Below are 20,449 nucleotides of genomic sequence, written 5' to 3'. Positions count from 1 at the left end.
GCCCTCATTTCGGCAGGGCCTCTCTTTTGACCTCGGAGAGGTCACGGACCATAGCCGGAGCGTCGCGAAGCGACCTCCGGATGGCGATGCCATTTGAAATCCGTGCCCATGCGTCAGCGGGGCGCCGAAAGGCCGGGAGGCTATGACCGCTTCTTGGCAGGAAAACGCCAACCGGACTGCCCACCATGTGCGACCCGCTTCGGGGTCGAAGAAGGGTTCAGGGCGGCTGTCTGTCCGGAGGTCGCTTCGCGACGCTCCGGCTATGATCTTCGACCTCTCCGAGGTCGGTAAAGCACGCCCACTCCATGCATAACCAGAGACGGAGATAAAATAATTCGAAAAATCCGTTGACGCGTTGGGCGTGTCATTATATCTGAAAAGCGTTCCCGAAAGCAGCGCCATGCGATACCAATCCACCAGCACCGGACTGAAACCATGCCTCGCGCTCGAGGTTGGTGCGGTCGCAGTCTGGCAGGCGGGTAACGCGATTTGGAGCAAACGCTCCCATTCCACCTTTGGAATGTTTGCCGCCGCCGGTCATCGACCGAAGGGAAGCAGAGATGGGCTCGGACGAGCCTGACAGCCGCAGAATCAAGGATTTGCCGCTACCCTGCTTCCCATCTGGAAGCGGGGTTTTTCGTTTTGGCGATCTACCTCGAAACCTTTCCCACACGAATCCCACTCCATCCATCCACCCGGGCACCCGCCCGCCGACTTTCTCCCAACCGCTTTTCCCATTTCCGCCCGCCGGGGCGGATCCGTCTCCGGAGTCCCTCCTGTGATCCAGTTGTCATGTCTCAGGCATGATGAATGACAGATATATATCCATCGGGCGGAGCTATGTCCGGATGACATGATAAAACAAACCTGAATCTCCCAATGGTGACCTTGGTGTAACGGTCAGCACCCCGCGTTGTGATCGCGGAAGCACCGGTTCGATTCCGGTAGATCACCCCACTTTCCCTTCCATTCCCACAGCGGCTTTTCCCACCCATGAACGCGAACCTGCTCCATCAGACCACGGTGCTGGTGCTCAACCGGCACTGGCAGGCCATCGATGCCATCACGCCCGCGGAGGCCTTCGGCCACTTGGCGGCTGGCAGCGCGCGCGGCCTGTTGATCGAGGGGCCGCACGACATGCAGGCGCTGGAGTGGGAGGAATGGCGCGGCTTGGCCCCGGCGGAAGGCCAGACCGCGATCGGGACCACACGCGGACCCGTCCGCGTGCCCACCGTCATCGTCCTCGCCCGCTACGACCGCGTGCCCATGGTTCGTTTGTCCTTCGGACTCACAGGCCTGTGGGAGCGGGATCAGGGACGTTGCCAGTACACCGGCCGGTCCCTCGCTCCGGCCGAGGCCAGCATCGACCACGTCCTGCCGCGCTCCCGCGGTGGGGAGAACGATTGGCATAATTGTGTGCTGTCCGACCGCCGGGTGAACCAGCGCAAGGGCAACCGCACCCCGGAGGAGGCCGGGCTCCAGCTCCTCCGCATCCCGCGGAAGCCGCGGGCGGTTCCCGCTCCCATGCGGATCCGGAACCACCACCAGATCGAGGACTGGGACCACTTCCTCGAATCCCGCGGCGGGAACCGCCGTCCAACCCTTCAATCGTAGAAATTCACTCCCATGAACCACCTTCACATCCCCACCCTTGAAACGGAGCGCCTCGTGCTTCGCCCCTTCGCGATCGCGGACGGACGGCGCGTGCAGCAGCTCGCGGGTGACCGCCGCGTGGCGGAAATGACGAGCCAGATCCCACACCCCTATCCGGACCGGATGGCGGAGATCTGGATCGCCTCGCACCCGATGCTGTGGCGGAACCGCAAGCTCGCCCCCTTCGCTGTCATCCTGCGTGACAGCGGCGAATTGATCGGGGCGATCTCGTTGCGGCTCTTCGCCCAGGGCCCGCGTGCCGAGATCGGCTACTGGATCGGGGTTCCGTACTGGAACCACGGTTACGCCACCGAGGCCGGTCGCGAGGTGCTCCGTTTCGGATTCGAGGACCTGGAGCTGGAAAGCATCCAGGGACGCCATCTTCTCAACAACCCGGCCTCGGGGCGGGTGATGGAAAAGCTCGGCATGCGCTGTGAGGGCGTGCTCCACCACGGAGCCGCCCGCCAGGGCCGCCTGCTCGATGTGACCGACTACTCGATCCCGGCCGGAAACTTCAGGCCCTACCTGCGGGTGGCCTGAGCTCCTGAATGAAACCAATCACTGAAAACGACCTCATCGCCGCCGGCTACGAGCCCGGCCCGATGATCCAGAAACTGCTCGAAAAAGCCGCGGAGCTCGAAGCCCGCGGCATCCATGACCCGAAGTATCTCCTCAAGCTGTTGAAGCGCGATTGCGCCCCGCCGCCCGTGAAGGCGGTGATGCGTGAGAAACCGGCGCCTTTTTCCGAGGCGATCGGCTACAGCAACCGCGAGGAATACGAGAACGTGGAGGCCGTGCGGCGGCAGATGCGGGACCTGCTCAAGGTCCCCGTCATCTCCCGCGGCGCGGTGATGCCGGATGCCTGTCCGGCGGGGAAGGCCAAGGCGGTCATCCCCGTCGGCGGCGTGATCGCGGTGGAGAATGCCATCATTCCCGCCGCGCATTCCTCGGACATCTGCTGCTCGATGTTCGCCACATTCTACCATCCGCGTAGTACTGTGGCGGCGGAGCTGGACGCGCTCACCCGCTGCACCCGCTTCGGGCTGGGCCACCGGCACCTCGATACGCTGGTGGAAGATCCCGTGCATGACGAGGAGGTGTGGGACAATCCCTTCCTCACCGGCCTGCGCGACCGCGCCCGCGTCCACATGGCGGACCAGGGCGATGGCAACCACTTCGCCTACCTCGGCGAGATCGATGTGGACGCCGGAACGGCGGAGGCTTTCCGAAAGGCCGGCCACCACGAACTCGCGGACCGCCTCGAAGGGCAGGGGACCTGCCGGGTGCTCGTCACCCATCACGGTTCCCGGGGCCTCGGAGCTCACGTTTACAAGCGCGGCCAGATCGCTGCTCTGAAACACATCGCCCGCGTGGCCAACCACATTCCCTCGCCTGGAGCATGGCTGGACGCGGACTCGCCGGAAGGCCGGGACTACTGGGAGGCGCTGCAATACGTCGCCCGCTGGACCCGCGCCAACCATGCCGCGATCCATCGCCGGTTCCTTGAACGGATCGGCGCGCTGGAAATCGCGGCATTTGGAAACGAACACAACTTCGTCTGGAAACGCGGCGGAACCTACCTGCATGGCAAGGGGGCTACGCCCGCGTGGAAGGACGAATCCGGCCGGTCGTTGCCGGGATTGATTCCGCTCAACATGGCGGAACCAATCCTCATCGTGCTTGGCGGGGACAATGCGGACCACCTTTCGTTCGCGCCCCACGGGGCCGGTCGGAATCTGTCCCGAACCGCGCTGAAGCGGAAATACCCGGGCCACGAACACCGTGCCGAGGTCATCCGCCGCAGTACGGAAGGCATCGACGTCCGTTGGTTCACCGGCAAGCCGGACCTCAGCGAGACACCGGTCGCCTACAAGAACGCCCGCCAGGTGAAGGAACAGATCCGGGAATTCGGCCTCGCCGAAGTCATCGGGGAAATCCGACCGCTCGGCTGCATCATGGCCGGGGCCTCGTTGTCCCGCCATGACAAGGATGAGGAGCTCACTCCCAAGCAGATCCGGCAGATCGGCCACCGCGCCGAGCGGCGCCGCGTGAAGCAGAACCTGCACGACGAGATCTGAGGGCCACAGGGAGCAAGGACACTCCTTGCTTCTTGGTTTCTGAAAGGGGTAGGGGCAGGAATGTCCCTACCCCTTGAGTTCCCGCGCGAGCTGATGAACGGTGGCGGTGAAGTCCCGTTCGAAGACCGCGCGCGGCATCCAGCCAAGTTCCCGCTCCGCCTTGGAAGGATCGACCGCGTAACGCAGGTCGTGCCCCGGGCGGTCGGTGACATGGCGGATCAATGATTCCGGTTTTCCGAGGATCGCGAGGATCATCCGCACCAGATCGAGATTCGCACGTTCGCAACGGGCACCGAGATTGTAGGCATTTGCGGGCGTGCCCTTGAGGTAGGCCGCGATGATGCCGCTGCCGTGGTCGTCCGCGTGCATCCAGTCGCGGACCTGCAGGCCACTGCCATAGACCGGCAATGGTTCGTCCCGTAGCGCGCATTGGATCATGCGCGGGATGAGTTTTTCCGGGTGCTGGCGCGGGCCGTAGTTGTTGGTGCCGCGGGTGATCACCACGTCCTGGCCGTAGGTGGTGGCCGCAGCGAGGCAGAGGAGGTCGGCGGAGGTTTTCGAGGCCGAGTAGGGTGACGAGGGCTTCAGCGGGGATTCTTCGGTGAACAAGCCGGCGGTGATCGAGCCATAGACCTCGTCCGTCGAGCAATGGAGCAGCGGAATGCCCGCATGACGGCATACATCCAGCAGGCAGGCGGTGCCCAGGATGTTGGTGGTGATGAAATCGTCCGGACGCTCGATCGAGCGGTCCACGTGCGACTCGGCAGCGAGATGAAGCACGCCGGTGATGCCATGGAAATCGAGCAGGTGGACCAATGTTTCCCGGTCCGCCACGTCGTCGCGGATGAAGGTGATGCGCGGATGGCGACCGTTTTCCGGAAGGCGCTCCATTGACCCGGCGTAGGTGAGCTTGTCGAGCACCACCACGCGTTCCACCTCCGGTCTGGCGAGCAGCAGCCGGACGAGGGCGGAGCCGATGAAGCCGGCACCGCCGGTCACGAGCGGTCGGGTGAGATCACGTGGCACGGTGGACGACTATCGTGGAAAAGCCGCCGGTTCGGCAAGTGCTGGCTGGCACGGTCACGCGGGAACGGCTTGGCTTCCGGTCGTGAAAGTGGCGGTGACAGGAACAACCGGGCGCGTAGGTGCGGCATTGGCGCGCTATTTCCAGCAGGACCATGAGGTGATCGGTCTGCCACGCCGCGAATTCGACCTGGCTGATCCCGCACGGATGGCAGCGGCACTGGAGGGGCTGGACTGCGACGTTTTTCTGAACCCGGCGGGACTCACCGGATTGGAAGCCAGCGAGGATGATCCCGTACTCGCCCACCGGCTGAATGCCGAAGCGCCCGGCGAACTGGTCGAGTGGGCGCAGCACCGGGGCGTGCATTTCATTCACTTCAGCACCGACTATGTGTTTTCCGGAGAAGAACCGGGCTTGCGCACCGAGGAGGACGAACCGCGTCCTCTGTCCGTCTATGGCAGGACGAAACGAGAGGGAGAGCTGGCGGTGCTCGTTCATCCGGGCGCTTGCGTGGTCCGGGTTTCCTGGGTTTTCGGTCCGGAGAAGCCGTCCTTCACCGACTCCATCATGAGGGCCGCTTTGGAAGGGCGACCCGTCTCCGCCATCGGGGACAAATGGTCCCTGCCGACATTCACACGGGATCTTTCGGAATGGGTGGGGGACCTGGTGAAGAATCGGACAGAGGGGGTGATCCACGCCTGCCAATCCGGCGAGCCCGCGAGCTGGCATGATATGGCGGAAGTGATCGTGGACGAACTGGTCCGGCAAGGTCGCCTGTCCTCCAAGCCAGTCATCGAAGCCACCATGCTCGACTCCGTTGCGGCCTTTCGCGCGCCCCGCCCGCGGCATACGGCGATGGCCACTAACAAACTCGCCGCTCTGCTAGATAGACCGACACGGGCGTGGCAAGATGCACTGCGGGAATACGTCCGTGAATGCCGTTGACCCTATTCCGGGGCCGTGTCAATTTGATGGCGCAAATGAATTACCGACTGCTCTTGCCGGTCGCCGCGGCCTTCTCCGTGGTCTCCTGTGCAACCCTGAACCGGCCGCTTTCCAGCGGTGGCGATTTCGATCCGCTGACCGCTCCGGGTTCGATCAAGAAGAGTGATCCCGGCATGTCCGGCGGCGGTTCGTTTTCACCCGGCCAGTTCGTGACGGCGGTGACCGATAACACGGCCTTCTTCAAGCAACGCCCCCGTGGCGAAGCGGATGCCGACAAACTGCTGAAGCTCGGCACCCGCATGAAGGTTGTGGCGAGCGATGGCGCATATCTCAAAGTCGAGCTGGATTCCGGTGAGGTCGGTTACGTGGCCTCGGTGCTGGTGAGCGACCCGGCTGCTCCGGCAGCCGGTCTGCCCGGTGCTCCCGGCGAGGTGCAGGTGTATCCGCCGCTCGGCCCGCTGAAGCCGGTGGACCAAAGCCTGCCTGTCATTCCGCCGGGCGAAGCGCCTCCGAGTGGTGCCGTGCCGACGGTCATTGATCCAGCGGCCGCTCCGAACGAGGTGCCAGTGCCTGCACCGACCGACGTCAAGCCACCCTCCGAAGGCACGCCTGCGGCCGAGTCCAAACCGGCTGGAGAAACCAAGCCCCCTGCGGAGGCCCCGGAAAAACCGGCGGGCAACTGAGCCCGTCCCAAACGAAAAAAGCCGCGGTTTCCCGCGGCTTTTTGATTTTTGGGAAAGGAGCGGATCAAAGCGCCTTGAGAGCGGCTTTCACCGCTTCGAAATCGGGTTGGTCCTTCGGGTGATCCAGGACTTCGACGTGGCGGATGACGCCTTCCTTGTCGATCACGAAGGCCGAGCGCTTGGCCACGCCGCCCATGATCAGGTTCGCTTCCGGCAGGAACTGCTCATAGGCGACGCCATAGGCCTTGGCGACGGCGTGCTCGTAGTCGCTGAGCAGGGTGAGGTGGATGCCTTCCTTCTGAGCCCAGGCTTCCTGGGCGAAGGGATTGTCACCGGAGATGCCGTACACCGTGGCGTCCAGCGCGGAGTATTCGTCCAGCGCGTTGGTGATGCCGCACAGCTCGGTGGTGCAACCGCCGGTGAAGGCCATCGGTACGAACAGCAGGAGGATGTTCGATTTGCCGATCTGGTCGGCCAGTTTGACGAGGGCTGGGCCGTTGGCCGTTTTCGTCACGAGGGTGAAATCCGGGGCTTTGTCGCCGACTTGGAGTGCCATGGTGGTATTGAGGTTGTTCGGAACGGGGGCCGACTATAGAAGCGGCTTTCTTCCGGTCAACCAACGGCATTTCATCATGGCATTTGAATTCTCCACCATCGGCCAACATTTGGGCACGGGCAGCGGCATCGAGGAACTCATGGACGATCTCGGCCACGCCCTCGCCAAGGGTGGCCCGAACATCAAGATGCTCGGTGGTGGCCAGCCCGCCCGCATCCCGGAGATCAATGCCGTCTGGCGCGAGCGCCTGGAGCAACTGATGGCCGAGGAGGGCGGACTGGAGCGTTCGCTCACCCGCTACGATTCCCCGCGCGGCAATCCACATTTCCTGGAGGCCATCGCCAAGCTGTTCCGCGAGTCCTTCGGTTGGAACATCGGCCCGGAAAACGTGGCGGTCACCGCAGGTGGCCAGACCGCGTTCTTTTTCCTCTTCAACCTGCTGGCCGGGGCGATGCCGGACGGCCGCCGCAAAAAAATCCTGCTGCCGGTGGTGCCGGAATACATCGGCTATGCGAACCAATCGGCGACTGAGGAACTGTTCCGCGCCGTGCCTCCGGTGATCACCGAGACCGGACCGCATGAGTTCAAGTACGGCGTGGATTTCGATCATCTGGAGGTCGGCGACGACGTGGCCGCGATCTGTTTCTCCCGTCCGACCAATCCTACCGGCAATGTGCTGACGGATGCCGAGGTCGCCCGCCTTTCCGGTATCGCGAAGGATCACGGCATTCCGCTGATCATTGACAATGCCTACGGAGCGCCGTTTCCGAATATCTTCTTCGCGGACGCCAAGCCATTCTGGGACGAGCACGTGATCCTGACCTTCAGCCTCTCGAAGATCGGCCTGCCCGCGACCCGCACCGGTATCGTCATCGGGCCGCCGGAGATCATCAGCGCGCTCGGTTCCATGAGTGCCATCGTTGGCTTGGCCAATACCAACATCGGCCAGCAGATCGTGCTGCCGCTGGTGGAGTCCGGAAAGATCCTGGAACTGTCGAACGACATCGTCCGCCCGTTCTACCAGGAAAAGTCCCGCCTTGCCGTGAAGGCGGCGGAGGAGATCTTCGGCGATGCCTTTCCATGGCGTGTGCATCGCAGCGAGGGGGCATTGTTCCTATGGTTCTGGTTCCCGGGTCTGCCGATCACCTCGAAGGAACTCTACGAACGACTGAAGCGCCGCGAGGTGTTGGTCGTGCCCGGCCACTATTTCTTCTTCGGTCATGACGATCCGACCTGGCGCCACCGCGACGAGTGCATCCGCGTCAGCTTCGCCATGGACGAGGCCGTCGTCCGTGACGGCTTGAAAATCATCGCGGAAGAAATCCGCGCCTGCCTGTCCGGTTCCTGATCCGCCCGGACAGAATCCCCTAGACTCCGGGCACCGCTGCATCCACGGTGCCAGCACATCAGCCAACGCTCATGAAATTCAACATCACCACCTGCGCCGCCATTGTGGCGTTTCATTGCATCGGTTCCGCGTTCGCCGGGGGCGAGGGCTGGACCAGTGACTTCGAGGCCGCCAAGAAGAAGGCCACGGAGGAGAAAAAGGACCTGCTGCTCGACTTTACCGGTTCCGACTGGTGCGGCTGGTGCATCAAGCTCAACGACGAAGTCTTTTCGAAGGACGCCTTCAAAACCGGTGTGAAGGACAAGTTCGTGCTCGTCGAAATCGATTTCCCGCAGGACGAATCCAAGCTGTCCGACACCGTCAAAAAGCAGAACGAAGGTCTTCAGAAGCAGTTTGGCATCGAGGGCTTCCCGTCCATCGTCCTCTGCGATTCCACCGGCAAGCCGTTCGCCAAGACCGGCTATGAAGAAGGTGGCCCGGAGAAGTATGTGGCCAGCCTCGATACCCTGCGCGGTAAGAAGGCCAAGCGCGATGAGGCACTCGCCGCCGCTGGCAAGGCCGAGGGCGTGGAGAAGGCCAAGAAGCTCGTCGAAGCTCTCAAGGAGATGGATCTCGAGGATGCCACCGTCACCAATTTCTACGGTGACGTGGTGAAGGACATCAAGGCCGCCGACCCGAAGGATGAAACCGGCTTCACCAAGCAGATCGAATCCAAGGCCAAGCTCGCGAAATTCGAGGAAGACCTCAATGCTTTCGCCGAGAAGCAGGATCACGAGGGTGCGCTCGCCTTTGTCGACAAGACCATCAAGGACGGTGGCTTCGATGGGGAAACCAAGCAGGAGATCATGGCCACCAAGGCGATGATCTACGCCCACATCAAGAAGTACGATGAGGCGATCAAGGCGGTGGAAGACGCCAAGGCTGTCGCCCCGGAAAGCGAGCTCGGCAAGAACCTCGATGGCTTCAAGGCCCGCATCCAGGAGATGAAGGCCAACCCGAACGCAGCCGAGGAGGAGGACGGTGGCGAAGAGCCCGAGCCCGACCAGAAGGCCGGTGCGGACAAGAAAGGTGAGCCGGAGAAGAAGTAAGCCGCTCCATCATCCGCTGATTTTTGAAACCACCGTCCCGGAGTCCGGGACGGTGGTTTTGCTTTTCGGCCACTGACGATTTTCGGAATGATCTTCGGCTTGAGCTTCGAGGAAATCGAGCGGGCTGCATCCGTCGGTCTTTGTCAGGAAGTCGTGGCCGCAGCCTCGTCGATCAATGCCGCGACCTCCACCGGCATGGAAGCCAGTGATGCGTGGCTGGCGCGGAGCGTAATGATTTTTTTGGCATTGAGCCGTCCGGACATGAATTGCTGGTTTTCTGGAGCAATCATCCGGTCTTCGCTTGAGATCTGGTACCAGGATGGCTTGTGTTTCCATGCCGGTGCCGTGATCTTGTCCGAGAAGGTGCCGGCCAGCGGAGCCTTCTGGGTGACTCCCATCACAAGGCCTTCCTCGGGAGTCAGATCCTGGCAGAAGCTTTCGTGGAACTTGTCGGCCTTGATCCAGAGGTAGCCGTCGTCGTCGGCGAGCAGATTCGCAGCTCCCGCCGGTGGATTGGTCGCGCTGATGCTGCCTGGGCTCTCGCCCGCATCCGGTGCAAATGCGGCGATATAGACGAGACCCACCACGTTCGCATGATTGCCGACTTCGGTGATCACCGCGCCGCCGTAGGAATGTCCGACCAGAAGGACCGGCCCCTTCTGCGCCGCGATCATCTTGCGGGTGCGCTCGACATCATCCGCCAGTGAAGTCAGCGGATTCTCCACGGCGTGGATGTTCGCGTATCCCTTGCGGGAGAGTTCGGGGATCACTTTTCCCCAGTGGGCGGCACCGCCCCAGAATCCATGAACCAGAATGATTGTCAGTTGGTGTGACATGACGTTGATTCCATTAGGTCTGCCAAGAGTAGTTTCTGGAAGAGCGGACCTCAACGGACATCTTGGCGCATTTTCAGGCGATGGCACACCTAGCGCGTGAACGCCTGCGAATTCTCCAGCTTCAGACGCCGATCCACAGGCAGGAACCACTCCTTGCCGAGCACGCGGTCCACTTTCCACGCGCATCCATCGAGAGGTGTTTTCAGGCGGCTCACCATCAGCATCACCGGACACTCGGTGGATCGCACCGCGGTGATGAGGTCGAGGTTGCCGTCAGCATCGCCGTCGAATCTCAGGCGGACTTTTCCTTCACCCACAGGTGCGCGGAGTTCCAGCGTGTCCGGCCGGATGTTGCCTCCTGGTCGTGAGTAGCCGCGCAGCAGGAAGGGACCTTCTTCCTTGCTCAATGCCAGGGAGGGAATCGGCACATCGCTGATGCCGAGAAACGAATCCAGATCGAGCAACCATTCTCCCTTTGCCGTGCGCTCGAACCAAGCCACGCGCATGCCCATTCCCTTGAACTCCACCGGCAGCATCAGGTAGCTGTCCTGCACCACGCGGAACGGGCCCACCGACCACGGCTTGGCGGCGAGTTCTTCCAATTCCTGGCGGTGTTCGCGGAGCCGATCCTTGATGCCATCGAGCGGACGCAGATGGGTGAGTGTCGAATCATCCAAGGCCATCACGGTCTTGAGGCAATCCGAAGCGGCGGTGCCGGCGCTATGGTCCTGCGACCATTTTTGGGTGGTGACTTCCGCAGCTTTACCCACGGCGACAGGAGGCGTGAAAACCTGCGTGCCGCTTTCGGTTTTCGCCTGCCTCAGGATCATGAAAGACGCGATGCAGAGCACGATGAGCGCAATCGCTCCGGTGGCGATGAGACGCACCTTGCGAACGAATGGATCGACCCGCTTCACCTCGCGAGAAGGGGCCACACGCCGGGATCTGCGGATGCGGGTGCCGCGGAATCCGGCGATGATGTCCTCGAGTTGTTTGCCCCGGCTGGGTTCCTTCATGGCGGAGAGGGGGAGTCGGTCAATCGTTGGCCTTGCCTTCGAGAATGGCGCGGCGGTGCTCGTCCGTGAGCGGAGCTGCGGCGAGATCCTCGGAGGAGAAACGGCCGGAGACGAAGCCCGTCGAGTAGATCCGTGCGACGGCATCGTCACGTTCAGCCGGAGATTCCAGCAACTCGGTCCATTCCAAGGCCAGATCGCAATCGCCGCGGGTGGCGAAGGACACCGCCACCATCTTCAGGGCGGGTTGGCAGAAGCCCAGGGATTCCCGGGTTTCCAGCCAATCGCGGGCACCTGCGGGATCGGTGGAAAACCAGTCCACCAGTTCGATCGTCACGCCATTGGAGTCACCCTTTTCAAGCAGTTCTCCGATCCGGGTCCGGTGATCGATCCCCGTAGCGGCACCCGCAGTCGAGGCGAGGGCGGAAGGTTCGCGGAAGTGGCCCGGTTCAGGAATCCGGGCGTCCTGCCAGAAATTCTCCCGCTCGCGTTTCGGTCTCGCGGGACTTGCGGCGGTGACGGGCGAGGGCGATATTCCACGGCCTTGTTCCAGCCATGGCCAGAGCAGACAGACTGCCGCTCCGCACGCACATACAGCGGCGATGCCAGTCTCACGTCGCATGGGCGGGCAGGCTCTCCGGTTCGGAAGCGGCTTCGTCTTCCATGCCATCGAAGCGCAGCAGGCGGGCGCTGTTGAAGATCACGAAGAACGCGCTGAATTCATGGAAGAAGGCCGCGGCGATCGGATTGACGTAACCCAGCGATGACAGGGTGATCGCCATCACGATGAATAGGAAACCGCACAACAGGTTCTGGTTGATGACTCCCACGGTGCGTGCGGAAAGCAGCAGCAGATCCGGCAGACGGCGCAGGTCGTTCGACATCAGGGCCACGTCCGAGGTGTGGATCGTTACGTCATTGCCCAGCGCTCCCATGGCCACGCCAACGTCGCCTTCGGCGAGAGCGGGCGCATCGTTGAGGCCGTCTCCAACAACCATCACGCGTTGTCCGTCCGCTCGCAGCCTGCGGATGTAGGCGAGCTTGTCTTCCGGCAGGCAGCCGGACTGCCAAGTGGTGATGCCGGTGCGCGCGGCGATGTGGCTGACGACCTCCTCGCGGTCGCCGCTGAGGATGATGAAGCGGTCGATGCCGAGCGAGCGCAGGCGGTCGAGAGTGATGCCAGCCTCGGGGCGGATGCGGTCGGCAAGAAGGAACGTGGCGGCATGGCGCCCATTCACTGCCATCAGCACAAGGCTGTGGCGTGAATGGCCGGAGGCTTCCGGAGAGATGCCGATGCCGCTGGCGGCGAGCCATGAAGCACGGCCGATGCGGATTTTCCGGCCTTCGATTTCACCTTCCAGGCCGAGGCCGGGGTGCTCGGTGAAGGCTTCGACGGCGGCCTGCTCTTCAGCGGGGATGGCTTGAGCCAAAGCCTTTGCGACTGGATGATTCGAGTGGCTTTCGATGGAAGCCGCGAGACGCAGGACCATGGCTGCATCCAGCGAGGAATCGTGAACCAGCGTGTCTTCGAGTTCGAGTTTCCCTTGGGTCAGCGTGCCGGTCTTGTCGAAGACGATGGTGTCCACCATGCGGGCGGATTCGAGGTGGCGCACGCTCTTCACCAGCAGGCCCATGCGCGAGGCTGCGGCGATGGCGGACACCATCGCGGAAGGGCTGGCCAGCACGAAGGCGCAGGGGATGCTCACCACCATCACCGCGATGGCGCGTTCGATATCGCGGCTGAAGAAGAACACGCTCGCCGCGATGAGTAGAATGAGAGGCGTGTAGTAGCGGGCGTAGTCTTCGGCGAGGCTGATGATCGGAGCCTCGGATTCCTTTGCTTCCTCAATGATGCTTTGCACCCGGCCCATCACCGTCTCTCCGCCGGCACCCTTCACGCGTGCGAGCAAAGTGCCGTTGAGGTTCGATGTGCCGGCGAAAATTTCCGAACCCGGACCCACCTCGACCGGCATCGATTCTCCGGTGATCCGACTCTGGTCCACCATCGCATGGCCTTCCAGCACCACCGCATCGGCGGGGATCGATTCGCCGGGACGGACGCGTACTTCATCGCCCGCCACCAGCGTGGAGGCGTCGGTTTCCTCCTCGCGGCCATTGCGGATCAGGAAAGCGCGCAACCGGTTCAGCACGCGCAGTTTCGAGAGCGCCAGCTCGACGCCCAGTGTGGTACGTTCTTCCAACATCTGGCCGAACAGCAGCACGATCGCGACCAGTCCGCCGGTGAGATACTTGCCGGTGGCCACGCACGCGGCCAAGGCCAGCACCACGTATTGATCCATGTAGAACTGGGTTGCGGCGAAACCGGTGGCACGGATGGCGGTGATCACGCCACGCAGGATCGGCACCGCGACGAGGCAGGTGCCTGCCAAGGCGAGCGCACCACGCACGCCTTCTTCCTGCGGGCGCAGCCAGCCGATCACCATCGAGGCCAGCATCAACGCGCTGGCGGCAAAGAGCAGGCGCAGCCGTGCGCGGGTCTCGCGATCCAGCGCGTGGGGATTGTCGTCGGAAATGTCAGCGGAAGACATGATCAGCGGGCCTGTTCGGGAGAAGGTTCGAGAATCAACGATGGCTTCGATTGATCCACGGGGATGAGCGTGCGGGAATGGATCTGGCCCATCACGGTATCCAGCGTTTCGCGCAGCAACCGGTGGGACACCAGAGCCGGAGCCCGCCGGTAGGTGGCGAGCATGGCGTTGAACGAGGAGGCCTCCCCGGAAGCATCGCTCACGATTCCCGCGGCGAATCCTTCGGCGCGATGGACGATGGATGCGGCTTCTCCTTCGCTTTTGGCGAGTGTCTCGCCGCGGTACTGGCGGGAGTTCTCGTGCATCGTCTTGGCATACTGGCGCGCGTTCACCACGTCTTCGAAGGCGGGCAGCACTTGTGAGGGCGGTGACAATTCGCGGATGTCCAGGCCCGAGATGCGGACTCCCAGATGGAGGCGATCTGCTTCCTTGCGGATCAACATCGCGGCGGCCTCCGCGAGATCACGGCGGTCCGAGGTGAGAGCGGCATCGATCTTCCGCCGCGCGAGTTCCTGCGACAGCGCGCGATAGGCCATGCAGCCGAGCAGGTCCTCGATGTTGCTTCCCGCCGAGGCAAAGCGGAAGGGATCCTCGATGCGGTAACGCAACAGGAAGCGCCCCTGGATCACGTTGGTATCGGCCGTGAGTGTGTAACCCGACGAGAGGGGATCGAGCGAATTGCCGATGACCTGCTTGTCTTCGATGCTCTTGCCGCGCCGGTTGCCGGACTCCTGTACTTCCCGCTCGAGTGTGGCGGCGTCCGGCACCACCACCTTGTTCGGATCGTCCAGCTTCATCCCCGTCGTCGCCCAGCGGTCGAGTGAGAGACCAAGATCTTTGCCGGTTTCAAAGCGCAGCACCTTGTCGAAAGGATCGGGCAGGCCGACCAGAAGACCGGGACCATGGACCTGCGGCTGGAGCCTGCCAAAACGCAGCACCAGCGCCTGTTCCTGCGGTTGGATGGTGCGGATGCCGGAGAGCGCATAGAACGCCAGCAGCGCCACGAACACCCAGCGGGCATGCGCGGTGAGATGCTTCAACAGGATCAGCAGGGCCTCCACCGCCCTGCCTTCGGAACGAAGCTCGTGCTTCTTCATCACTGGCGGGCGGGTTCGATGAGCGTGGGCAGCGGTGCGTTGCTGCTGGCCACGTTGTCCGGCTTCTCCGGAGGTTTCGGAGCGGGCGGCTCGGTGATGGGCGGAGCGGCTTCGGTTTCGACCGACTTCAGCCACTGGAAGGGAGCCACGCCGGTGTCGAGCACCACCGTGGTGTTCTTGTCCACCACCGTGCGCAGGCTCTGGAGCTCGCGGAGGAAACGATAGAACGCGGGGTCCTGTCCGTGCGCCTGCGCATAGATGGAGGAGGCATCCGCTTCGGCCTGACCGCGGATTTCCTCGGCCTTGCGCTTCGCCTCGGCGAGCATGCCGGTCGCCTCCTTGTCGGTCTCGGCCTTCATCTCGGTGGCTTGGGCGCGACCCTCGGCGCGATACTGGGTGGCCTCGCGTTTGCGCTCGGCACGCATGCGGCGGAAGACCGATTCGGTGTTCGCTTCCGGCAGTTGGATGCGGGTGACGCCGGTGGCCAGCAACTCGATGCCGAGGTGATGGCTGGCATCATCGGACGAGAGAGCAAGCATCTCGTTCTCGATCTCCGGCAGTGAGGCGCCCTTGTCCTCCTCCGCCACCAGATCGCCGAAGTCGTGGCGGCCGAGCACGGAGTTGCGCGAGCTGGTCACCAACGCGTCGAGCTTCAACCGTGCATTCTCCACGTCATGCACGGCGGTGTGGAACAGCAGCGGGTCCGAGACGCGCCAGGTAAAATACACCGGCACGATGACGTTGCGCTGGTCCTTGGTGAGGGTCTCGCTGATGCGAATTTCCGCATGCTGGAGACGGCGGTCGATGCGGACGACTCGCTCGACCGGCGGTGGCAGGCGGAAATAGAAACCGGATTTTTCGATCACGCGCACCGGCTTGCCGAAGCGCAGCACGATGCCGCTCTCGGTTTCACTGAGGATGAATCCGCAGGCCGAGAAGACCACCGCAAGTCCGGCGGCGAGAATGAGGGTGAGCCGCAGCGCGGTCACACGGCGGTTGCAGGAATCCTGGTTCATGGATTGGGAGGCGTGGCGTTGAGAAGGTTGTCCTGATCTTCCGGGCCGATGCGGATGGCGGGGACTTCGCCGCGGTCGGTGCGAAGGTAGCCATCGATGCTGAGATCGAAGGCATCGCGGGATTTCGGCGGACGTGGCACCAGCGATTGCGGAGCGATGTTCTGGCTCGGTGGGAGATCGGGATTGAGCACCTTGCGCAGGTCGAGATGCGTCGGGATCGAGCCGCGCAGTTTTTCATCGAAGACCGCCTTCTTCGCGCCTGCGAGCGTGAGGTCGAAGGCCTTGAAGCCCTCGCGGAGTTCGTACAGCGGCCGTGATGCCCGCCACGCGGCGAGCTGGCTGTTGAAGCGGGAAGACTCGCCGCGTGTGCGCGACAGGCGGTTCTCAGCGGAGGCAGTGGCGGTTGTGACGAGCTGGATGGCATCGCCTTTCGCGCGGGTGAGTTGGTCGTTGCGATACTCCTCGCCCTCGTGGATGAAGGCCTCCTTGTCCTCCATCGCGGATACCACCTCTTGGAAAGTGGGAGCCACCGTCACAGGCGGATGGATGTCACGGAAATAGACTTCCTCGATATGCAGGCCGCTGGAACGGGCATCGAGTTCCTGTTGCAGCTCCTGTTGGAACTTTTTGCGCAGGGGTTCGCGCGCGCCGGTCATCAGATCGGAAGCAGGCAGATGCAGGGTCAGGCGCAACAGCACGCGATCCGCGGCGAACCGCAAAAGACCGGTGGCATCGGTGGACGAGCGGAGATAGGCGGCGGGATCGGCGACGCGGTAGAAGACCGGCACGGAGATCGAAAGGAAATCATCACCCCCTCCCACGAGCGATCTCTGCTCGTCCTCGTAATGCGGACGCTCCCACAGGATCGGCTGGCCGGGATCGGCGCGGAAGCCGAGCACGGTTTCCCGCACCGTGCGGGTGTCCACTTTCTCGATGCCGCCGAGTGGCCATGGCAGCGATGTGTGCAGCCCGGGAGCAAGCGGCGCAGCTTCCCAAGTGCCGAAGCGATGACGCACGCCCGCACTTTCCCCGGGAATCTCGTGCAAGCCGGTGGCGAGCCACACCAGTGCGGCAGTGGTGGCCATCAAGGCAGGGAGGGATTTGCGGACCGTGGGCCACATCCACATCTCCTGGAGACGGAGTGAATCATCCTCGTCCCTGGGGGCCACCGGCAGGCACGCGCGCCATTCCGGACCCAGCCAGCGGAAAAAGAAAAACGCACCTGGTGCGGCCAGCGTGCCCCAGTTGCGGCGTGGCGTATAGAGTCGCGCGAGCAGCTTCACCAGCGTGTCCGCGGTGAAGATCAGGGACACCACACAGGCACTCCAGCCAAGCCACAGCGCGGGCATGAATCCCGGGAAGCGTCCGGCGAGCAATACGCCTGCCGCGAGAAAGTGAAAGAGCACCACCAGGCGGTGGAGACGGTCTTGCAGCGGATCAACTGTCCGCCCTTTGCCTAGACCGGAGAGAATGGCGGCAAACGCGAAGGCCGTGCCCAGCACCAGAGCGAGCACCGCGCAAAAGACCGGCAGCGGTACGGTGGGAAGGAGCCGACCATGAACCAGCCAGATTCCGCAGAGCGCCAGCGCGGCGGGCAGTGCGATGGAAAGGCCGCGCGAAAGCAGCGAGGCCAGCAGGGCCAGCAATCCGGCCACCGGCAGCAACCATGGCTGGCCGGTCGTTTGGCCGATGATGGCCAAGGCCACGGCTTCGAGCCAGATCAAGGAACCTTGGAGCGGAAGGCGGCGCATGGAGACGAAAAAAACGAAGGTGAGAGGAACGGAAAAACCGGCCGGGCCTTTGGAGCCCGACCGGTTGGGAGGCAGGGAAGGAGAATCAGTTCACCGGGCGAATGATGAGCACCTGGCCGTCCTCGACGTAGCGGGTGACGGCTTCGGAGCGGGTCAGCGTGGTGCCAACGGTGTCGCCCGGGCAGTTGGAGCGGATGCTGGATCCAGTGCCACCGGCGTTCAGGATCACCGTTTTGGTGTGGGCCTGGACGTTGATCACGAACGAGCCTTTGCCGAAGACGTCATCGGTGTTGATGATGCCGGAGGTCTCCCACAGGCCGGCATCGGCGAACGGCGCGTGTGCGTCGCGCGCTTCGAGGGCGGCGTAGTTGAAGGTGGTCTGGAGCTTCGGCGCGTAGTTGTTGTGGCGGTCGAGGGTCCAGGCACCGCCATTGCGGGCGTACTTGGCGAACACGGCGTCGGCCGGGCTGTTGCGGTCTTCGCAGAGCACGATGACGTCGTCGTTGATGGCGAGGTTGTCCGCGCTCACCGGGCCGTCCACGCCATTGTTCAGCACGCCACCGGAGTAGGTGCCGAGGCTGCCGGTCGGGGTGCCGAGGAGTTTGCCGACGGTGCCATTGTAGGTGCCGCCCGGGGTCACGCGGGTGTCGCCGTTGTAGATGACGTTCAGCGTGCCGTTGGCGATCGGGTTGGTCGGGTTGAAGGTCAGCTCATACACGCGGCCGAGCAGGTTCGGGCCGCTGCCACCGGTGGTGGTGAAGAACATGCTGCGGGTCGGCTGGTTCGGGTCGAACTCTTCGTCTTCCACGCGCACGAAACCGAAGGCGCCGGCATTGTCAGCGGCGGTGCGGATCTGAGAGACGTTTAGGCTGGCTGCGCCCGGAATCTCCACCCACTTGGTGTTGAGGGTGCCGCTGGTGAAGGTGCCTTCGTTGTGCTGGGCGTCACGACCGGCGAGGACATACACCTTGCCACCGGTCAGGCCGTTCTTGTCGAGAGCGCTGTCCGAGCGGCGCTGCTTGGTGCCGACGTAGAGGTAAACGTAGGACGGGGAGCCGTTGTCTTCCGTGGAGACGATCGCGGTGATCGCGTCACGGCGCGGCATGACCACGGTGTTCTCGCGGGCGACGCGGCCGAGCGCGGGCAGCGTGTGCATCTCACCATCGACGACGGCGACACTCTGTGGGCCGTTGATGTGGTAGGTGCCGCTCGGGCTTTCTTCGTTGGCGAAGAAGAACGGGCGGTCGAGTCCATCGCGGGTGCCGGCGAAGTGGCCGGAGCAGAAGCGGGTGAAGGCATTGGCGTCGCCTTCCTGCGGCGCGCGGTTGGCGACCAGGGTGTTTTCCGCGAAGAGCTTCGAATGGGCCGGGGCACCGGAGACGATGTCACCGGTGTTGGAGAGGATGTAGCGGGAAACGTACGCGCCCTTGAAACGCGGCTGGGTGGCCAGCGGCTTCGAGTGGTCGCCACTGGTCATTTCGTGGGCGACGAACAACACGTTTTGGCCGCTGACGGAGTCCTGCCAGAGGCCCATGGCGTCCGGGATGCCGGCGAAGGCGTAGTCGTCGGAAGCATTGCCACCGGTAAGCGGCACGCGGTCGCCCACGGTCAGGATCGGCTCGATAGTGAAATCGGAGCCGGGGGAAGCGGTGAGGTAGGAGGGCTCGGAGGTCTTGACGCCGTACGCGGGCACGGCGGAAGCCAGCGCGAGGCCGGCGAGGGTAAGAAGACGGGATTTCATGGTATGGTTGCTGGGATCGTTGGGAAACGGGAGGGATCAGGCGCGGCGGCGGCGCAGCAGGGCGAGCGCGCCAAGACCGCCGAGCAGGGCGGCGGACGGTTCCGGCACGGCGATGGTGATCAGGCTGTTGCCCGGGCCATAGTTGCCGAGGCTGGTGGCCTGGCCGGTGGTGGTGTTGATCTGATAGAGCGAGGTGGTCAGACCATCGGTGGAGAGCGTCGCGTAGAGGTTGCCGTCGAAGTCCACGGCCAGATCGCCGAGCGCGGCCACATCGATGCCCAGATCGCCGAGGGTGAAGATCTCGCCGAGACCCGGATCGAGGCTCATCGAGAGCGTGTCGAGGGAGGCATCAAGGAAGTAGGCGGTGCCGAAAGCGGGATCGAACGTGAGGCCGGTGATGGAGGGGACCGAACCTGCGTGAGCATCACCGATGGAGTAGGCGAAATCCGGGCCGTTGGTGACCGCGCCGTTGGTACCGATGTTGAAGTGCTCGCCGAGATCGGTGCCATAGACGAATGCTCCGGCGAAGGGGTCGAAGCCGAGGCCGGATTCGAAACCGTTCGGAGAGAGCGTGGCGGACAGCAGGGTGGCCGAGCCATTCGAGCCGATGCGGTAGAAGTTCGCATTGGTGTCCACACCGTACAACTGGCCGTCGCTGTAGTTGTAGGTGAGATTGACGATCGAGGCGAAGGGGTCCGCGGTGACGCCGTTGGACTGCACCAGGCCGGTGATCTGGACGCTCGAAGTGAAGTTCGAGGGGGAAACGGTGTCGAAGGTGACGAGCTGGTTGTCACCGGTGACGCCGTAGAGAGCCGTGGCGGACGCGGAGGAAACCAGTCCGAGCGCGGCCAAGCCGAAGAGCGCGATTTTGTTCATAGGTCGGGTTGGGAAGGAAGGGAACGACTTCCGGGGGTTACCAATCTGGTGAACTCCCGTTGGATCATCGGACCTTTGCAAAATTCCGACGGTCCTTTGCCATTTCCGCATGGCCACGACATCGTCACGTGACGATGCGGACACATGGCATGCCTGCCCATGAGGCGAGGCCGTCACACAAACGACCTAACCAAC

18 protein-coding genes and 1 tRNA gene are annotated in these 20,449 nt (G+C 63.3%); 8 read left to right on the top strand and 11 right to left on the bottom strand.

What is annotated here, in order from left to right; all coding sequences use genetic code 11:
* Positions 1-882: 882 nt before the first annotated feature.
* The 4 genes from KBB96_RS14255 (at position 883) to KBB96_RS14240 (ending at position 3,731) form a co-directional block, all read left to right on the top strand.
* A tRNA-His gene (locus tag KBB96_RS14255) sits at positions 883-957 on the top strand.
* Positions 958-993: 36 nt separating this feature from the next.
* Positions 994-1,614, top strand: coding sequence for an HNH endonuclease (locus KBB96_RS14250; RefSeq protein WP_211630114.1), 621 nt, complete (start codon positions 994-996; stop codon positions 1,612-1,614).
* Positions 1,615-1,626: 12 nt separating this feature from the next.
* A complete protein-coding gene (locus KBB96_RS14245; RefSeq protein ID WP_211630113.1) occupies positions 1,627-2,193 on the top strand; it encodes a GNAT family N-acetyltransferase in 567 nt (188 codons plus the stop codon).
* 8 nt (positions 2,194-2,201) lie between these two features.
* Complete coding sequence (locus tag KBB96_RS14240; protein ID WP_211630112.1) at positions 2,202-3,731, top strand: RtcB family protein; 1,530 nt, start codon at positions 2,202-2,204, stop codon at positions 3,729-3,731.
* Positions 3,732-3,797: 66 nt separating this feature from the next.
* On the opposite strand, the gene rfbB is transcribed toward KBB96_RS14240, so the two are convergent.
* Positions 3,798-4,757: a dTDP-glucose 4,6-dehydratase gene (gene rfbB, locus KBB96_RS14235; protein WP_211630111.1), complete on the bottom strand. Its 960-nt coding sequence runs from the start codon at positions 4,755-4,757 to the stop codon at positions 3,798-3,800.
* A gap of 1 nt (position 4,758) precedes the next feature.
* On the opposite strand from rfbB, the gene KBB96_RS14230 reads away from it, so the two are divergent.
* On the top strand, positions 4,759-5,700 hold the full coding sequence (locus tag KBB96_RS14230; protein WP_211630110.1) for an SDR family oxidoreductase: 942 nt from the start codon (positions 4,759-4,761) through the stop codon (positions 5,698-5,700).
* A 35-nt stretch (positions 5,701-5,735) separates the two neighbouring features.
* Positions 5,736-6,383, top strand: coding sequence for an SH3 domain-containing protein (locus KBB96_RS14225; protein ID WP_211630109.1), 648 nt, complete (start codon positions 5,736-5,738; stop codon positions 6,381-6,383).
* A gap of 64 nt (positions 6,384-6,447) precedes the next feature.
* Here the strand turns inward: KBB96_RS14225 and KBB96_RS14220 are convergent, their stop codons facing one another.
* Positions 6,448-6,939, bottom strand: coding sequence for a redoxin domain-containing protein (locus KBB96_RS14220; protein WP_211630108.1), 492 nt, complete (start codon positions 6,937-6,939; stop codon positions 6,448-6,450).
* A gap of 76 nt (positions 6,940-7,015) precedes the next feature.
* On the opposite strand from KBB96_RS14220, the gene KBB96_RS14215 reads away from it, so the two are divergent.
* Together KBB96_RS14215 and KBB96_RS14210 are read left to right on the top strand one after the other, a co-directional pair.
* The gene (locus tag KBB96_RS14215; protein ID WP_211630107.1) at positions 7,016-8,287 is read left to right on the top strand and encodes a valine--pyruvate transaminase; all 1,272 of its coding nucleotides are present in this window, start codon (positions 7,016-7,018) and stop codon (positions 8,285-8,287) included.
* A 71-nt stretch (positions 8,288-8,358) separates the two neighbouring features.
* On the top strand, positions 8,359-9,375 hold the full coding sequence (locus KBB96_RS14210; RefSeq protein WP_211630106.1) for a thioredoxin family protein: 1,017 nt from the start codon (positions 8,359-8,361) through the stop codon (positions 9,373-9,375).
* A gap of 143 nt (positions 9,376-9,518) precedes the next feature.
* On the opposite strand, the gene KBB96_RS14205 is transcribed toward KBB96_RS14210, so the two are convergent.
* The 9 genes from KBB96_RS14205 to KBB96_RS14165 all read right to left on the bottom strand — a co-directional run bounded on the left by KBB96_RS14205 (position 9,519) and on the right by KBB96_RS14165 (position 20,254).
* Entirely contained in the window at positions 9,519-10,211 is a 693-nt protein-coding gene (locus KBB96_RS14205) for an alpha/beta hydrolase (protein ID WP_211630105.1), read from the bottom strand.
* A gap of 89 nt (positions 10,212-10,300) precedes the next feature.
* A complete protein-coding gene (locus tag KBB96_RS14200; RefSeq protein WP_211630104.1) occupies positions 10,301-11,227 on the bottom strand; it encodes a hypothetical protein in 927 nt (308 codons plus the stop codon).
* A 19-nt stretch (positions 11,228-11,246) separates the two neighbouring features.
* Entirely contained in the window at positions 11,247-11,846 is a 600-nt protein-coding gene (locus KBB96_RS14195; RefSeq protein ID WP_211630103.1) for a hypothetical protein, read from the bottom strand.
* Positions 11,836-13,773, bottom strand: coding sequence for a heavy metal translocating P-type ATPase (locus KBB96_RS14190; RefSeq protein ID WP_211630102.1), 1,938 nt, complete (start codon positions 13,771-13,773; stop codon positions 11,836-11,838). The genes KBB96_RS14195 and KBB96_RS14190 overlap by 11 nt, the downstream gene beginning before the upstream one ends.
* Before the next feature lie 2 nt (positions 13,774-13,775).
* Positions 13,776-14,870, bottom strand: a complete 1,095-nt coding sequence (hflK, locus tag KBB96_RS14185) for a protease modulator HflK (protein ID WP_211630101.1) — start codon at positions 14,868-14,870, stop codon at positions 13,776-13,778.
* Positions 14,870-15,886, bottom strand: a complete 1,017-nt coding sequence (gene hflC / locus KBB96_RS14180; protein ID WP_211630100.1) for a protease modulator HflC — start codon at positions 15,884-15,886, stop codon at positions 14,870-14,872. The genes hflK (KBB96_RS14185) and hflC overlap by 1 nt, the downstream gene beginning before the upstream one ends.
* Entirely contained in the window at positions 15,883-17,637 is a 1,755-nt protein-coding gene (gene hflK, locus KBB96_RS14175; RefSeq protein ID WP_211630099.1) for a protease modulator HflK, read from the bottom strand. Before hflK (KBB96_RS14175) ends, hflC begins: the two co-directional genes overlap by 4 nt.
* Positions 17,638-17,722: 85 nt before the next feature.
* On the bottom strand, positions 17,723-19,378 hold the full coding sequence (locus tag KBB96_RS14170) for an alkaline phosphatase PhoX (RefSeq protein WP_211630098.1): 1,656 nt from the start codon (positions 19,376-19,378) through the stop codon (positions 17,723-17,725).
* Between the two features lie 36 nt (positions 19,379-19,414).
* Positions 19,415-20,254 (bottom strand): DUF4394 domain-containing protein, encoded by an 840-nt coding sequence (locus KBB96_RS14165; protein ID WP_211630097.1) that lies wholly within the window; start codon positions 20,252-20,254, stop codon positions 19,415-19,417.
* Positions 20,255-20,449 lie beyond the last annotated feature (195 nt).

This window comes from Luteolibacter ambystomatis, assembly GCF_018137965.1.
Classification (GTDB): Bacteria; Verrucomicrobiota; Verrucomicrobiia; order Verrucomicrobiales; family Akkermansiaceae; genus Luteolibacter; species Luteolibacter ambystomatis.
Note: the sequence above shows the minus strand (reverse complement) of the source record. Positions and strands in the feature narration are given on the sequence as shown.

Coding starts and splice junctions, on each gene's coding strand:
- KBB96_RS14210 (WP_211630106.1), top strand. CDS start 8,359: ATGAAATTCAACATCACCACCTGCGCCGCCATTGTGGCGTTTCATTGC.
- KBB96_RS14240 (WP_211630112.1), top strand. CDS start 2,202: ATGAAACCAATCACTGAAAACGACCTCATCGCCGCCGGCTACGAGCCC.
- hflK (WP_211630099.1), bottom strand. CDS start 17,637: ATGCGCCGCCTTCCGCTCCAAGGTTCCTTGATCTGGCTCGAAGCCGTG.
- hflK (WP_211630101.1), bottom strand. CDS start 14,870: ATGAAGAAGCACGAGCTTCGTTCCGAAGGCAGGGCGGTGGAGGCCCTG.
- KBB96_RS14195 (WP_211630103.1), bottom strand. CDS start 11,846: ATGCGACGTGAGACTGGCATCGCCGCTGTATGTGCGTGCGGAGCGGCA.
- hflC (WP_211630100.1), bottom strand. CDS start 15,886: ATGAACCAGGATTCCTGCAACCGCCGTGTGACCGCGCTGCGGCTCACC.
- KBB96_RS14215 (WP_211630107.1), top strand. CDS start 7,016: ATGGCATTTGAATTCTCCACCATCGGCCAACATTTGGGCACGGGCAGC.
- KBB96_RS14220 (WP_211630108.1), bottom strand. CDS start 6,939: ATGGCACTCCAAGTCGGCGACAAAGCCCCGGATTTCACCCTCGTGACG.
- KBB96_RS14245 (WP_211630113.1), top strand. CDS start 1,627: ATGAACCACCTTCACATCCCCACCCTTGAAACGGAGCGCCTCGTGCTT.
- KBB96_RS14250 (WP_211630114.1), top strand. CDS start 994: ATGAACGCGAACCTGCTCCATCAGACCACGGTGCTGGTGCTCAACCGG.
- KBB96_RS14205 (WP_211630105.1), bottom strand. CDS start 10,211: ATGTCACACCAACTGACAATCATTCTGGTTCATGGATTCTGGGGCGGT.
- KBB96_RS14165 (WP_211630097.1), bottom strand. CDS start 20,254: ATGAACAAAATCGCGCTCTTCGGCTTGGCCGCGCTCGGACTGGTTTCC.
- KBB96_RS14170 (WP_211630098.1), bottom strand. CDS start 19,378: ATGAAATCCCGTCTTCTTACCCTCGCCGGCCTCGCGCTGGCTTCCGCC.
- KBB96_RS14190 (WP_211630102.1), bottom strand. CDS start 13,773: ATGTCTTCCGCTGACATTTCCGACGACAATCCCCACGCGCTGGATCGC.
- KBB96_RS14225 (WP_211630109.1), top strand. CDS start 5,736: ATGAATTACCGACTGCTCTTGCCGGTCGCCGCGGCCTTCTCCGTGGTC.
- KBB96_RS14200 (WP_211630104.1), bottom strand. CDS start 11,227: ATGAAGGAACCCAGCCGGGGCAAACAACTCGAGGACATCATCGCCGGA.